This is a genomic window from Thioclava sp. JE_KL1 (assembly GCF_009296265.1).
Taxonomy (GTDB): domain Bacteria; phylum Pseudomonadota; class Alphaproteobacteria; order Rhodobacterales; family Rhodobacteraceae; genus Thioclava.
On sequence record NZ_WBJS01000001.1, the window covers coordinates 290,273 to 304,243 of the forward strand.

A 13,971-nucleotide genomic window follows, 5' to 3' on the forward strand; every position below is an offset into this window, starting at 1 on the left:
TGAATTTGGGCTTCATTCTAGCAATCGCGAAAGGCGGGGCAAGTTGGAACAGCAGGCAATCGAAGTTACCGGGCTGCGCAAGACCTATGCAGGCGGCAAGAAGCAGGAACCGAAGGAAGCGTTGAAGGGGCTCGACCTGTCGATCCCGGAAGGCTCGATCTTCGGGCTGCTGGGGCCGAACGGGGCGGGCAAGTCGACGCTGATCAACATTCTTGCGGGTCTGGTGAAGAAAACCGACGGGCGCGTCGTGATCTGGGGATTCGATCAGGACGTGAACCCGCGCCAGTCGCGCGCCGCCATCGGGGTGATGCCGCAGGAGCTGAACATGGACCCGTTCTTCACGCCGCGTGCGGCGCTGGAGATGCAGGCGGGCCTCTACGGCGTGCCGAAATCCGAGCGCTGGACCGATGAGATTCTCGAACTGGTGGGCCTGTCGGACAAGGCCGAGGCCTATGCGCGCAACCTCTCGGGCGGGATGAAGCGGCGGCTTCTGCTGGCCAAGGCGCTGGTGCACCGCCCGCAGATCCTCGTGCTGGACGAGCCGACCGCAGGCGTCGATATCGAGCTGCGCGCGATGCTCTGGCGCAATGTCCGCAAACTCAACGAGCAAGGGATGACGATCATCCTGACGACGCACTACCTCGAGGAAGCCGAGGAGATGTGCGACGAGATCGCGATCATCAACAATGGCGAGCTGATCGTGCGCGACACCACGCCGAACCTGCTCAAGCGGATGGACCGCAAGGCGCTGGTGGTGGAGCCGCGCAATGAGGTTAGCCAAGAGATTCGCCTGCCCGAAGGCGTCACCATGGAGACCCGCCCGGGCGGCCAAATGGCGTTTTCCTATTCGCGCACCGACACCTCGGCGGAGGATATCCTCGATGCGCTACGCGCCGCTGACGTCGAGATTCGCGACATCGCGAGCGAACAGCCGGGGCTGGAGGAAGTCTTCGTTTCGCTGACCTCGAACCGCTAAAGCCCGTGGCTGCGATCGTAGGCGTTGGGCGCAGGCGGCGCCCAGCCTTCGGGCGCTGATTTCGGACGGTAGATTTCGACGCCCAGCGGGTAGCAGGCCGCCGTATCCGAGCTGTGCTCGGACGAGCAATCCCCGCCCGGACAGGCCGAGAGCACGCCCAGCAGATCGGTCTCTGCGAAGAATTCGAGGTAATCGCCGGGGCGCACCGGGCTCGCCTTCATGAAATACTGCCCGGTGTCTCGGGTGAAGCCGGTGCACATGAAGACGTTGAGCACGTCATGCACCAGCGCCTCCGCCTCGCGTAGCGGCAGATCGCGGGCTACGGCCAGCGCACGGGTCAGGTTCGAATGGCAGCAATGGTGATACTGCCCGCCATCTGACAGCAGGCAATGCGTGTAAGGATCGCAGCGCGTCCCGATCACGTCATGGACCGAGCCGCCGAATGCGTCGATGCCATACCAGTCGAGCGTATCCTCTGTGATCGTCGCCAGCGGGCGCATCGTCGGAAAGCCCGACCACATCCGGTCGCGGCGGCTAAGATGCGTGCCATGCAGCGCGCGGGTCTTGCCGGAATAGAACCGCTCGGACAGGTCCGCCGAGAACAGGTTCAGATCGCCCACCTGCGGCCCCTCGACCGAAGCGATGCGGAAGAAATGCCCGGCAGGCACGTCGAAGGCCAACGCCTCTCGCGGGGGCACGCGCAGATCGGCGATCTTCTCCCAGCTCTCACGCGCGGCGCGATAGGCGGACAGGTCCGGCGCGGGCAGCGCATCGGTCGGGTAACAGATCACCGGCGCTATATCGCGGCGGGCTTCGGCGTCTTCGGGTGCGGCGTGCTCAGGCGTCGGATGCATGGGGCTCCCTCCTTATCGCGGCCACTCTGCCCTGCCCCGACCAAGAGCGAAAGGCGCAAAGAAAAACCCCGACCGAAGCCGGGGCAGTCACGACAGAACTATTCGGGAGGTCACCGCTCAAGCCGCGGTGTAATACTCGTACATCAGCTCAACCGCTTCGAGACCGTCGGTATTTTCGGTCTTCGCGGTCGGGATGAATACGGGCGTGGACTTCTCAGGGGTGTAGTAAGCCAGATGCTCTTCTGCCACCTGGATCGGTTGCGCCCCTTTGGGGAATTTGACGATGTCGACCATGGAACTCTCTCCAGTCACGTTTCGAGTTCCTCCCTGCCACCCGATTTAGGGATTTTCGCGGAGATTCAAACCCAAAATGCTGCAACTGCGATATGCACTTGCCGCAACGCAGCAAAAAGGGCGGCTCGCGCCGCCCTTTCCACAAAACGTTGGGGCGAACCATAGGCTCACCCCAATATATGCATCGGATCAGACGACCCGGTTGACCTGCATCCGCTTGATCTCGGCGATCGCTTTCGCCGGGTTCAGACCTTTCGGGCAGGTCTTGGTGCAGTTCATGATCGTGTGGCAACGATATAGCTTGAAGGGGTCTTCGAGCTGATCGAGACGCTCTGCCGTCGCTTCGTCGCGCGAGTCGATGATCCAGCGATAGGCATGCAGCAGCGCTGCCGGGCCGAGGTACTTGTCGCCGTTCCACCAGTAGCTCGGGCACGAGGTCGAGCAGGAGGCGCACATGACGCACTCATACAGACCGTCGAGCTTCTTGCGGTCCTCGATCGACTGACGCCATTCCTTCTCGGGACGGTTCGTCTTGGTCTCGAGCCACGGCATGATCGACGCGTGCTGCGCGTAGAACATGGTCAGGTCGGGGATCAGGTCTTTCACCACCGGCATGTGCGGCAGCGGGTAGATCTTCACGTCGCCCTTAACCTCGTCGAGGCCGTAGATACAGGCCAGCGTGTTGATCCCGTCGATGTTCATCGCGCAGGAGCCGCAGATGCCTTCGCGGCAGGAGCGGCGGAAGGTCAGCGTCGGGTCGATCTCGTTCTTGATCTTCAAGAGCGCGTCGAGAACCATCGGCCCGCACTTATCCATGTCGATGAAATAAGTGTCGAGACGCGGGTTCTCCCCGGTATCCGGGTCCCAGCGATAGATCTGGAACTTGCGGATATTCTTACCATCCGGCTTCGGCCAGGTCTTGCCGACGCGGATCTTGGAATTCTTCGGAAGCGTGAACTGAACCATGGTTGGTCCCCTTTCCGTCAGTACGAATAGAGCGGCCGCGTGGGCATTCGGCCGGATTTTCTGAAAACGCAGGAGTCGTAGGCCGCAGAGGGATCGCCCTGCACATAGGCCCCGACATTGAGCTCGACCTTCATGTTCGAGCGGAAGCCGTCATTGGTCACTCCCATGCCCGCCTCACCCGAGATGGGCGGTTTGGGCGCGAATTGGGCGTAGCACTGGCGTTCTGCCTGCTCGACCGGAATAGGACCGCAGGCGGCAAGGCCAAGCCCTGCCGCGAGAAGCCCATATGCCGGTGCGTGACGCATCAGTAGACCCGCTTCTTCGGCGCGATCTTCTTGATCTCGATCCCGCCCTGATCCTCGGGGGTCAGCGGGTCCATGTGGACCGGGCGGAAGGTCAGATCGACATTCGCGCCTTCCACATGCATGATCGAGTGCTTGCGCCATTCGGTGTCGTCGCGATCGGGATAGTCCTCGTGGGCGTGCGCCCCGCGGCTTTCCTTGCGCGCCTCGGCGCCGACGATGGTCGCCAGCGCGTTCGGCATCAGGTTCTCGAGTTCCAGCGTTTCCATCAGGTCCGAGTTCCAGATCAGCGAGCGGTCGGTGACCTTGAGATCGTCGAGCTTGGCGGCGACCGCCTTCATCTTCTCGACACCCTCGGCCAGCGTCTTGTCGGTGCGGAACACCGCCGCATCCGCCTGCATCGTGCGCTGCATCTCGAGGCGCAGCTCGGCAGTCGGCGTGCCGCCATCGGCGTAGCGCACCTTGTCGAAGCGCTCGAAGATCGCATCGATCTTGGCTTTCGGGATGACCGGGTTGGACGCATCCGCGTCGACGACCTTGCCAGCGCGGATCGCAGCGGCACGGCCGAAGACCACGAGGTCGATCAGCGAGTTGGAGCCCAGACGGTTCGCACCGTGCACAGACGCCGAACCCGCCTCGCCCACAGCCATCAGGCCGGGCACGATCGCATCGGGATCGCCCTCTTTCGGGTTAATGACCTCGCCGTGGTAGTTCGTCGGAATGCCGCCCATGTTGTAGTGCACGGTCGGCAGAACCGGGATCGGCTCTTTCGTGACGTCGACGCCGGCGAAGATCTTCGCCGATTCCGAGATGCCCGGCAGACGCTCGGCGAGGGCTTCCGGCGGAAGGTGGCTGAGGTTCAGGAAGATGTGGTCCTTGTGCTCGCCCACGCCGCGGCCTTCGCGGATCTCCATGGTCATGCAGCGCGAAACCACGTCGCGCGACGCCAGATCCTTATAGGTAGGCGCGTAACGCTCCATGAAGCGCTCGCCTTCGGAGTTGGTCAGGTAACCACCCTCGCCGCGTGCGCCCTCGGTGATCAGGCAGCCCGAGCCGTAGATGCCGGTCGGGTGGAACTGCACGAATTCCATGTCCTGCAGTGCGAGACCGGCCCGCGCGACCATGCCGCCACCGTCGCCGGTGCAGGTATGGGCCGAGGTGGCCGAGAAATAGGCGCGGCCGTAACCGCCGGTCGCCAGCACAACCATCTTCGCGTTGAAGACGTGCATCGTGCCGTCGTCGAGCTTCCAGCAGACGACGCCCTGGCATTGCCCGTCATCGGACATGATCAGGTCGATCGCGAAATACTCGATGTAGAACTCGGCGTTGTTCTTCAGCGACTGACCGTAGAGCGTGTGCAGGATCGCGTGACCGGTGCGGTCCGCGGCAGCACAGGTGCGCTGCACGGGCGGGCCTTCACCGTATTCGGTGGTGTGGCCGCCGAAGGGACGCTGGTAGATCTTGCCCTCTTCGGTGCGCGAGAACGGCACGCCGTAGTGTTCCAGCTCGTAGACGGCCTTGGGGGCGTGACGTGCGAGGTATTCCATCGCGTCGTTATCGCCGAGCCAGTCCGAGCCCTTGATCGTGTCGTACATGTGCCACTGCCAGCTGTCCGGGCCCATGTTGCCCAAGCTGGCGGCGATGCCGCCCTGTGCGGCGACCGTGTGCGAGCGGGTCGGGAAGACCTTGGTCACGCAGGCGGTGCGAAGGCCCTGTTCGGCCATGCCGAGCGTGGCGCGCAGACCCGAGCCACCGGCGCCGACCACGACCACGTCGTAATTATGCGTTTCGTATTCGTAAGCAGCCATTATCTCGTCCCGTTCAGTTGCCCAGCAGAAGGCCGATGAAGACCATCTTGCCGAGTGCATAGAGTGCGGTCGCCATGATCACGTAAGCCAGCGAATGCATCGCGATCTTGGTCGCCTTTGCGGCGGTGCCGTGGATGTAGTCCTCGATCCAGATCTCGGTGCCCTTCGCGAAGTGGCGCATGCCGACGATCACGACCAGCGCGGTCAGGATGGCCGGGAAGGGCTGCGAGAAGGTCGTGATCACGGTCTGCTGGTCGGCGCCGAGCGTGGTGCCGACGATGTAGAGCCAGGTCGGGATCATGAAGGCGAGAGCCACGGCCGAGGCCGACATCCACCAGTGATGCTCGGGGCCGGTGCCCGAGGCGCCCTTGCCCACGGCGCGCTTGCGGTCGGTGAGGTAACGCATGAGGGCCTCCGTCAGAATTGGATGATGATGAGGGTCAGCACGGTCAGCACGACCGAACCGATGGTGCAGATCCAGCCGAGCATCTCGGCGGATTTGATGTCCATGTACTTGCCCGCATCAAAGATGAGGTGCCGGATGCCGGCGAGGTAGTGATACCAGACGCCCAGCAGCGACAGAGTGAACACGAGATCGCCGAACCACGAGGTCGCGATCGCGTTCACGAAGTTGAAGTAGTCGGGGCTGGTCGCAGCGGCGAGAAGCCACCAGACGAGCAGCAGCACGCCGACGATGATGCCGTTGCCGGTGATCCGCGTCATGATCGACGAGAAAGACGTCATCTGCGGGCGGTAAATTTGAAGGTGCGGGGAAAGCGGACGCTCAACCTGTTTCGCTTCAGCCATGATCGGTCCCTTTTCGCTGGGCTCGGCGCTCTCGTCGGCCTCAATCGGAGGCACGCGCTGGCGCGGAGCTGGCCGGAATTGGCTCTTTTAGTAGCGTAAATTTCTCCCAAGTCACGGGGGGCAAGCTTGAAAACCTGTCATTTACGCATAAAGAGCGGCGAAAAATTCGCTTTGTGATCACATAAATTCTGTGCGTGATCACATGTTAACGCTCGCGGGCGCCCTGCCCCCGCGAGTGAGTCTCTCGAGCCGGGTTCAGATCGGCATCAACGCCCAGTAGTCGAGATCGAGCAGGACCTCGGGCAGGTATTTGCCGTCTTCTCCCTTATAGGCGAACTCGGGCGCGCCCTGCTTCACGGCGACCAGACGCAGACGGATCGCGCCCACACCGGGCGCGCCGGTTTCCGCCTTGTCGAGCACTTCCGACCATGCCTTCACCGTATCGCCCGAGAAGCAGGGATTGGCATGCGCCCCGCCATTGAGCGCCACGATCATCTGCGCGTTCGCCAGCCCGTTGAAGGACAGCGCGCGGGCCATCGAGATCACATGACCGCCATAGATCAGACGCTGGCCGTCCTCGCGGAATGTCGCGTCGAAATGCACCTTGGCGGTGTTCTGCCACAGGCGCGTGGCGATCATGTGCTCGGCTTCCTCGATGGTGACGCCGTCCACATGGTCGATCTTCTCGCCGATCTCGTAATCGCCCCAGCGATGCGGCTCGCCTGCCAGATCGAAATCGTAGCCCTCGAAGCTCAGCCCCTCCGGGATCACGAGATCCGCAGGCGCCACGACCGATGCGAGATCGGGCAGCACGGTCTCGGGCGCAGGCGCATCCAGATCGCCTTTGCGCACCATCACCCAGCGGACATATTCCAGCACGGTCTCGCCCACCTGGTTCAGCCCGCGGGTGCGGACATAGACCACGCCGGACTTGCCGTTGGAGTTCTGCTTGACCCCGATCACCTCGGATTCCGAGCGCAGCGTGTCGCCGGGATAGACCGGCTTCAGCCAGCGCCCTTCCGCATAGCCAAGATTGGCGACCGCGTTCAGCGAGACATCCGGGACCGTCTTGCCGAACACGACGTGGAACGCGATCAGATCGTCGAGGGGCGAGCCATCCAATCCGCAAGCCGCGGCGAATTCGTCCGATGAATAGAGCGCATGGCGCGCCGGGTAGAGCGCGTGATAGAGCGCGCGCTCCCCTTCCGCCACGGTGCGCGGGACGGCGTGACGGATCACGTCGCCCAGCTTGTAATCCTCAAAGAAACGGCCCGGATTGGTCTTGCCCATCATTGCTCTCCCAGCTTCATGGCGGGGTGATACTCACCGTCGATCTCTTTGGTCACGGCCTGGGCACAGCGCATCACGCCATTCGCCTGATCGTAGGCATATTGCGGATCACCATACAGCACCCAGCCCTTGGACAGCGCGAGGCTGACCTTGTGACAGAAGGCCGAGGTGTCTTCCTCGGTCAGAAGGCGGTAGATCTGCATATCAGGCTCCGAACGGGTTGTGGCCGAACCAGATGTGGATCGAGGCGATCAGGCCGTAGAGGACCAGTGTGCCGACGATCCCGCCGATCTCCTTGCCCATCTTCACCTCGGGCGTGACCTTGGCGGGCTTCGACTTCTTGTTGATCAGGATGACTTCGACCACCGCCCACGCCAGCAGGCCGCCGAACAGGATGATCCCCGGCAGGGTCGGATTGACCAGAAGGTGCGCAAGCGCCCAGGTCTTCACGCCGGTCAGCTGCGGGTGACGGATCTTGCCGCTGAGCCAGAGCTTCATGCCCGAAACGGCGAACAGGTAGACCGCGAAGATCATCAGCAGGTTGTTGATCCCCTTGAGCGCCGCGTTCGGCGTCCAGAGGTAGAAGACCGGATCGGCGGCGCGCCAGCCGACGAACATCAGAACGAGGCTGATCAGGAGGAGCGCGGCGACCATCGGACGCTCGGCCCCTTTGAGCGCGCGCCGGAAGCCCGGAAAGATCCGTTTTGCCAGATGTGCGAGCGACCAGATCAGGACGCCGAGGATGAGTAGTGCCATTGCGATTGCCTCTTAGCTGCCAAGCGCGGCAATCGCCTCCGCCTTGGCGAGGACTTGCCGCGCCGTGACGATATGCAGATTTTCGACGATCTTTCCATCCACGACCGCGACACCCTGCCCCGCTTTCTCGGCTTCCTCGAAGGCAGCGATCTGGCGTTGGGCGAGATCGATCTCGGCTTCCGAGGGCGCGAAGGCGGCATTGCAGACCTCGAGTTGCGCCGGGTGGATCAGGGTCTTGCCGTCGAAGCCCATGTCGCGGCCCTGTTCGCATTCGGCCTTCAGACCTTCGTCATCCTTGAAGGCGTTATAGACGCCGTCGACGATAATTTTGCCATGCGCTTTCGCGGCCAGCAGGCACAGGCCCAGCCCCGGCAGCATCGGCAGACGGTCGGCGCGGAAACGGCTCCCGAGCTCCTTCGCGAGATCGTTTGTGCCCATCACCATGCCTTCGAGCCGCGGATAGGCCGCGATATCGCCCGCGTTGAGCATCCCCAGCGCGGTCTCCATCATCGCCCAGAGCGGTACGCCCTGAATCAGATCCGCCACCTCGACGAGATCGGCGGGGGTGGAAACCTTCGGGATCAGGATCGCATCGACCTTGGCGCCGTTGCGGATCGCGTCGGCGAAGGCCAACACATCCTCGCGCCCCCATTCGGTGTCGAGACCGTTGATCCGCACGATCTTCATGCGCGGACCGTAATCGACCTCGGTCAGCATCTTCGCGAGCAGCGCGCGCGCATTGGCCTTCTCGTCGATCGCCACGGCGTCTTCGAGATCGAAGATGATCGCGTCGCAGGCAAGCCCGGTGGCCTTCTCCAGCGCACGCTCTTTCGAGCCGGGAATGTAGAGCACGGAACGGGTCGGGCAGGCCATTTGATTCTCCATCTCGCAATTTTCTTTCGCCAAATCGCACGAGTGAGACAGAATCGGCAAGCCCCGATTTGCCGCAACGCAGAAAAATCACAGCGTTCAGCGATACGAAGCCGCGACGTAAAGCTTTCTTGACAGCTGGGCCGTCACTCTTTGATGATGACCTCAGAGGGATCAAAATGCTGAACAAAACTTATGTGCTAACGCTCGGCCTGGCCGCAGCGATCGGCTTCGCACAGGCTTCTTACGGAGAGACGAGGGACCCGTCTGATCCGTCGCGCGCCTGCGGCAAGCGAGATGAGATCGTGGCCAATCTCGAAGCGAAATATCACGAGAGCCGCCGCATGGTGGCGCTCTCCGCGAATAACTCCGTGCTGGAGATTTTCGCAGCCGAGGCGGGCAATTGGACGATCATAGTCACACCGGCGGATGGCGTGAGTTGTCTGATCGCCTCGGGCGAGGCGTTCGAGGAGCTCGACGGGACGCTCAAGGAAAAGGACGCGGCGCTCTAGGCGCCGCCCTCACCCGGTGATCGCTTGCTGGATCAGCTTCAGCGAGATCAGCAGAAGCGCCCAGATCACGACCTTGAAGAAGATCTCCGTGGGCATGCGTTTCACCAGCCAGACGCCAAGGAACACCGAGGCCGAGGCGGGGATCGCCAGGATCAGCGCGGTGTCGAGGCTGTCCCAGTTCACCTCGCCCAGCGCGATATAGGGGCCGAGCTTCGCGAGGTTCACATAGGAAAAGAGCACCGTCGCGGTGCCTGCGAAGACCTGCTTGGGCAGGTTCAGCGGAATCGTGTAGGCCTGAAAGGGCGGCGCGCCGGAATGGCTGACGAAGCTGGTGATGCCCGCGATGGTACCCCAGAAGAGGCCCGGCGCGACTTTCGCCTCCTGCCGTGCGCCATGCCGATGCCGGAACAGCGCGTTCAGCGCGAAGACTGCGCCGATCACCCCGACCATTAGCGTCACCCAGCGTTCGGGCACGATCTCGGCGGTGGCCCAGCCGATGCCGATCCCGAGCGTCGTGGCCGGGATCATGATTGCGAGCACGCGCTTGTCGAATTCCTTGCGATAGGCCCAGAGGCCGAACATGTCCGCGACGATATAGACGGGCAGCAAAAGCCCCGCCGCCGCGACCGGAGCCATGACGATCGTCAGGATCGGGACCGAGAGCGATGCGGCCATCGGAACGCCGCCCTTCGACAGCCCCACCATCACTGCGGCGAGCAGCGCCAGCGCCCAACCGAGCAGGCTCAACTCCATTCCTGTGCTCCCTTCGCTGCGGGTCACAGAATCGCTCTGCCCCGTCTCGGCCCCTTGCTGACACGGCGCGTGAAGAAACGGAACCGCGGGTCAGTGTGCGGAACCAGTTTCTGCATACGAGTGCATACAGATAGCCACGCCGCAGCGCAGCGCCCTTGCCCTTTGCTGGCCAAAGGGCTACTCCACCTGCGTCAGTTTTATCCAATCCATCCACCCGGAGGACCAAATGGCCAGACCCAAGATCGCCCTCATCGGCGCCGGCCAGATCGGCGGCACGCTCGCCCATCTCGCTGCCATCAAGGAACTCGGCGACGTTGTTCTGTTCGACATCGCCGAAGGCACGCCGCAGGGCAAAGCGCTCGACATCGCGGAATCGGGCCCGTCCGAGGGCTTCGACGGCTCCTTCAAAGGGACCAACGATTACGCCGGTATCGCGGGCGCGGATGTCTGCATCGTGACGGCTGGCGTTCCGCGCAAGCCGGGCATGAGCCGCGACGATCTGCTGGGCATCAACCTCAAGGTCATGAAATCGGTCGGCGAAGGCATCGCCGCCCACGCACCGGACGCGTTCGTCATCTGCATCACCAACCCGCTCGACGCCATGGTCTGGGCGCTGCAGCAATTCTCCGGCCTGCCGGCAGAGAAAGTCGTCGGCATGGCGGGCGTTCTGGACTCGGCACGCTTCCGTCACTTCCTGTCGCTGGAATTCGGCGTCTCGATGCGCGACGTGAACGCCTTCGTGCTCGGCGGCCACGGCGACACGATGGTGCCGCTCGCACGCTACTCGACCGTCGGTGGCATCCCGCTGCCCGATCTCGTGCAGATGGGCTGGACCACGCAGGAGAAGCTCGACGCGATCATCCAGCGCACCCGTGACGGCGGCGCAGAGATCGTGGGCCTGCTGAAGACCGGTTCGGCCTTCTATGCCCCGGCCACCTCGGCGATCGAGATGGCGGAAGCCTACCTGAAAGACCAAAAGCGCGTTCTGCCCTGCGCGGCTTACGTCAAAGGTGCGCTCGGCCTCGACGGTCTCTATGTCGGCGTGCCGACCGTGATCGGTGCCAAAGGCATCGAGAAGGTCATCGACATCAAGCTCAACAAGGACGAGCAGGCGATGTTCGACAAGTCGGTCGACGCAGTCAAAGGCCTCGTGGCCGCCTGCAAAGGCATCGACAGCACGCTCGCTTGATCGAAAAACACGACTGATCCAAACTTGGGGCGCGCCTTCGTAGGCGCGCCCTTTGTTTTGGAGAGTGCCATGTGTTCCGCCCGTCTCGTCACGTGCCTTGCCGCCGTGCTCGCTTTTTCCCCTCTCATCACGCATGCGCAGGACGGGCCGGTGACCGCCAAGATCGCGCGAAGCGAGGCACCTGCCGCCGATCCGATTTCGGCGCGGATCGCGGCGGAAGGGATCGCGCCTGTGCTGGCCGATCTGCAATCGCAGGAGGCGCTCGCGCCGAAGGACCGTTTCGCGCTCGGCGGGCTGGAATTCCTCGCGAGCCTCGAGGCGACGATGCGCTGGCAGCTGGAAGCGGGCGGTGCTCGTGTGCTGATGCCCTTCGTGGGCAACCTTCCGGGCAGGCGCGACGCGCCGCGCGAAACCTTCACCGCCGACGCGGTCCCGCGCGAAAGCGAGGCTCTGATCGCCGGCATGGATCGCGCCAACACCGCGCTCGACGGGCTGGCCGATGGACCGGAGTTCGGTCTTGCGATCGACCTGAACGATCTCTGGTTTGACCTGAACGGCAATGGCACGCGTGACGACGGCGAGGACGCGGTGACGCTGTTGCGCGGTGCCTTCATGCCCCGCGCACCCGAGGCCGCCCCGGGCGCCTCGCGGATCGTGCGCTTCGACAATGCGGATGCGGCCTGGCTGTCGGCCTATACGCATCTGGTCTCGGGCGTGGGCGAGCTGACCCTCGCCTTCGACCCTGAACCGGCCATCGCTCGCGTGATGGACACCTATGCGAAACTCGTGGAAGCGCGCGACAAGGCGATGGGGACCGGACAAGCCACGTCGATGGACGGTCTGATGATGTTCAGCTTCATCGACCCGGCGGCGGCGGTGCTCGACATGCTCCACCAGCAGCCCGATCCGACGCGCACCCGTGCCGCGCGGGATCATTGGCTGGCGATGATTGCGGATAACCGGCAGTTCTGGGATCTGGCTGAGGCCGAGACCGACAATCAGGCGGAGTGGATTCCGAGCGACGCGCAGGATCAGGCGCTTGGCGTGGAATTTCCCGACGGTCTGGGAGAAACATGGCGGGGCGTGCTGAGCGATGGCGAGGCGCTGCTGACGAGCGAGAAGTCCTTCCCCTTCTGGCGTGTGCCGGTCGGGGTCGATCTGGGGGCGTGGCTGGAAAATCCCACTCCGCTGCCGCTGACCGGGGTGGTTCAGGGCTGGGCGCTCGATCCTTTCTTTACCGATACGCCGATGCTGACACCCGAGAACTGGACGCGCTTTTCGCGGTTGGTTGGCGGACGGACCGGCATGATGATGTTCACGCTGAACTGACGAGCGGCTCCGGGTCGAAACCGAATTCCTCGCGCAGCCGCGCGATCAGCTCGGCCTCATGGAGAAGCAGCGCGCGATCGAAGGCGGCGGGCGAAAGATCGACCTTGTCACCGAACAGCGCGCGGGTCTCAGCCGCGATCTTCACTTCGGGCCGGATCAGCAGCTCGTGGGCTTCCAGCTCGTCGGCCTCGTAATCGCGCATCCCCTGCACCTCCCACCAGAGGCTCATCAGCTCGGCGGGATCGGCGGCGCGCTCGGCGGCCTCGGCGAACTGCGCCTTGCGGGACCCGACATAGGGAACGGGCTGGCCCTTCACCTTGGTCGTCGCGCGGCGCAGCATCTTGAGGATGAAGTGCAACGGCGTCAGCCCGTCGAAATGCATCAGCCGCCCGTTATAGCTGGGCCGATAGGGCAGATCGTTTTCCTTGCTGCCCCAGTCTTTCAGCGGGTAATGCACCCCGATCGCATAGCCGCGCCCGGCCCGCACGACCGGTTTTCCGGCGACATGGCCCGCGAGACCCTTCTTCAGAAAGCGTGCGCGGAAGCCGTAGAACATCAGCCCGTCGTCCTGAAATCCGTCCCAGCGCCGCCGGAACACGCCGCTAAAGATGTCCGGGCCGGGGTTGCGGTCGAGATAGCAGCGCTCGTCCACTTCGAGACGCAGCCACGCTTTCTGTTCGCCCGTCTTCGCCAGCTCCCATTCGAGCGGGCGCGCGAGGCTCACGAACTCGTCCGCGTCGCAATGGATCATCCAATCCAGCTTGGTTTCGTTCAGCGCGCGGGTCGCATTGTATTTCTGGCGGCCCTGATGGCGCGCGGGGCGTTTCTTGCGCCAGCTGCGCGCCCAGTCGTCATCGCCGGAATGGTGAATGAACGCGCCGTCGACCGGGGCGAGCAGCGCCTCGGCTTCGGGGTTCGGACGATCGAAAAAGACGTGGACCTCGCTCGCGCCGATGCTCAGATGATGCGCGACATAGGCGGCCACCAGCGCCGCGGGCTCGTCTACCGTCGCCACCACGCCCCAGCGCGGCATATCTTGCCCTTGCGTCATCTAAAATCGATCCCTGCCGATGCCCTCTGCGCAGATAGGTTCAATTAACCGAGTCGTGCCAGTGCTCCCATGCCACAGCGCAGCATTTTCCGATTTGTGATCACACCTTTCCGCGCTGTGATCACGTATGTCGCTTTTTCCGGGCGAGTGGGGCAGAATGTCGCGATTTCGGTTTGTCCGCCCCGCTTAACAGCCTAGAACCCCCTCAAATCGC

At 63.4% G+C, this 13,971-nt stretch carries 17 protein-coding genes; 4 read left to right on the forward strand and 13 right to left on the reverse strand.

Going from position 1 to position 13,971, the window contains the following annotated elements:
- The first annotated feature begins 43 nt into the window (after positions 1-43).
- Entirely contained in the window at positions 44-976 is a 933-nt protein-coding gene (locus tag F8R15_RS01180) for an ABC transporter ATP-binding protein (protein ID WP_246831616.1), read from the forward strand.
- Here the strand turns inward: F8R15_RS01180 and F8R15_RS01185 are convergent.
- The 11 genes from F8R15_RS01185 to F8R15_RS01230 all read right to left on the reverse strand — a co-directional run bounded on the left by F8R15_RS01185 (position 973) and on the right by F8R15_RS01230 (position 8,938).
- Positions 973-1,830: a DUF1989 domain-containing protein gene (locus tag F8R15_RS01185; protein WP_152843004.1), complete on the reverse strand. Its 858-nt coding sequence runs from the start codon at positions 1,828-1,830 to the stop codon at positions 973-975. The genes F8R15_RS01180 and F8R15_RS01185 overlap by 4 nt on opposite strands.
- A gap of 117 nt (positions 1,831-1,947) precedes the next feature.
- Positions 1,948-2,124 (reverse strand): hypothetical protein, encoded by a 177-nt coding sequence (locus F8R15_RS21365; RefSeq protein ID WP_158522076.1) that lies wholly within the window; start codon positions 2,122-2,124, stop codon positions 1,948-1,950.
- A 189-nt stretch (positions 2,125-2,313) separates the two neighbouring features.
- Complete coding sequence (locus tag F8R15_RS01190; protein ID WP_078539771.1) at positions 2,314-3,090, reverse strand: succinate dehydrogenase iron-sulfur subunit; 777 nt, start codon at positions 3,088-3,090, stop codon at positions 2,314-2,316.
- Between the two features lie 17 nt (positions 3,091-3,107).
- Positions 3,108-3,395: a hypothetical protein gene (locus F8R15_RS01195; RefSeq protein WP_078569498.1), complete on the reverse strand. Its 288-nt coding sequence runs from the start codon at positions 3,393-3,395 to the stop codon at positions 3,108-3,110.
- Positions 3,395-5,200, reverse strand: a complete 1,806-nt coding sequence (gene sdhA / locus F8R15_RS01200) for a succinate dehydrogenase flavoprotein subunit (protein WP_078539773.1) — start codon at positions 5,198-5,200, stop codon at positions 3,395-3,397. Before sdhA ends, F8R15_RS01195 begins: the two co-directional genes overlap by 1 nt.
- Positions 5,201-5,213: 13 nt before the next feature.
- Positions 5,214-5,606 carry a succinate dehydrogenase, hydrophobic membrane anchor protein gene (locus F8R15_RS01205; RefSeq protein ID WP_078539774.1) on the reverse strand — a complete coding sequence of 131 codons (393 nt, stop codon included), beginning with the start codon at positions 5,604-5,606 and terminating at the stop codon, positions 5,214-5,216.
- An 11-nt stretch (positions 5,607-5,617) separates the two neighbouring features.
- The gene (gene sdhC / locus F8R15_RS01210) at positions 5,618-6,007 is read right to left on the reverse strand and encodes a succinate dehydrogenase, cytochrome b556 subunit (protein ID WP_075776227.1); all 390 of its coding nucleotides are present in this window, start codon (positions 6,005-6,007) and stop codon (positions 5,618-5,620) included.
- A 255-nt stretch (positions 6,008-6,262) separates the two neighbouring features.
- Positions 6,263-7,297 (reverse strand): MaoC family dehydratase, encoded by a 1,035-nt coding sequence (locus F8R15_RS01215; RefSeq protein WP_152843005.1) that lies wholly within the window; start codon positions 7,295-7,297, stop codon positions 6,263-6,265.
- The gene (locus F8R15_RS01220; RefSeq protein WP_152843007.1) at positions 7,297-7,500 is read right to left on the reverse strand and encodes a DUF1737 domain-containing protein; all 204 of its coding nucleotides are present in this window, start codon (positions 7,498-7,500) and stop codon (positions 7,297-7,299) included. The genes F8R15_RS01215 and F8R15_RS01220 overlap by 1 nt, the downstream gene beginning before the upstream one ends.
- Before the next feature lies 1 nt (position 7,501).
- Complete coding sequence (locus F8R15_RS01225) at positions 7,502-8,053, reverse strand: NnrU family protein (RefSeq protein ID WP_152843009.1); 552 nt, start codon at positions 8,051-8,053, stop codon at positions 7,502-7,504.
- A 12-nt stretch (positions 8,054-8,065) separates the two neighbouring features.
- Positions 8,066-8,938 (reverse strand): CoA ester lyase, encoded by an 873-nt coding sequence (locus F8R15_RS01230; protein ID WP_152843011.1) that lies wholly within the window; start codon positions 8,936-8,938, stop codon positions 8,066-8,068.
- A 164-nt stretch (positions 8,939-9,102) separates the two neighbouring features.
- On the opposite strand from F8R15_RS01230, the gene F8R15_RS01235 reads away from it, so the two are divergent.
- On the forward strand, positions 9,103-9,435 hold the full coding sequence (locus F8R15_RS01235) for a hypothetical protein (RefSeq protein ID WP_216644087.1): 333 nt from the start codon (positions 9,103-9,105) through the stop codon (positions 9,433-9,435).
- Between the two features lie 9 nt (positions 9,436-9,444).
- Here F8R15_RS01235 and F8R15_RS01240 read toward each other — a convergent pair whose 3' ends face one another.
- A complete protein-coding gene (locus F8R15_RS01240; protein ID WP_152843013.1) occupies positions 9,445-10,188 on the reverse strand; it encodes a sulfite exporter TauE/SafE family protein in 744 nt (247 codons plus the stop codon).
- 226 nt (positions 10,189-10,414) lie between these two features.
- Between F8R15_RS01240 and mdh the strand changes: the two genes are divergently transcribed.
- Positions 10,415-11,377 carry a malate dehydrogenase gene (gene mdh / locus F8R15_RS01245; protein WP_078539780.1) on the forward strand — a complete coding sequence of 321 codons (963 nt, stop codon included), beginning with the start codon at positions 10,415-10,417 and terminating at the stop codon, positions 11,375-11,377.
- A 69-nt stretch (positions 11,378-11,446) separates the two neighbouring features.
- A complete protein-coding gene (locus tag F8R15_RS01250) occupies positions 11,447-12,706 on the forward strand; it encodes a hypothetical protein (RefSeq protein WP_152843015.1) in 1,260 nt (419 codons plus the stop codon).
- Here F8R15_RS01250 and F8R15_RS01255 read toward each other — a convergent pair.
- Positions 12,693-13,757, reverse strand: a complete 1,065-nt coding sequence (locus F8R15_RS01255; RefSeq protein WP_152843017.1) for a glycosyltransferase family 2 protein — start codon at positions 13,755-13,757, stop codon at positions 12,693-12,695. The two genes, F8R15_RS01250 and F8R15_RS01255, sit on opposite strands and share 14 nt — an antisense overlap.
- Positions 13,758-13,971: the final 214 nt, after the last annotated feature.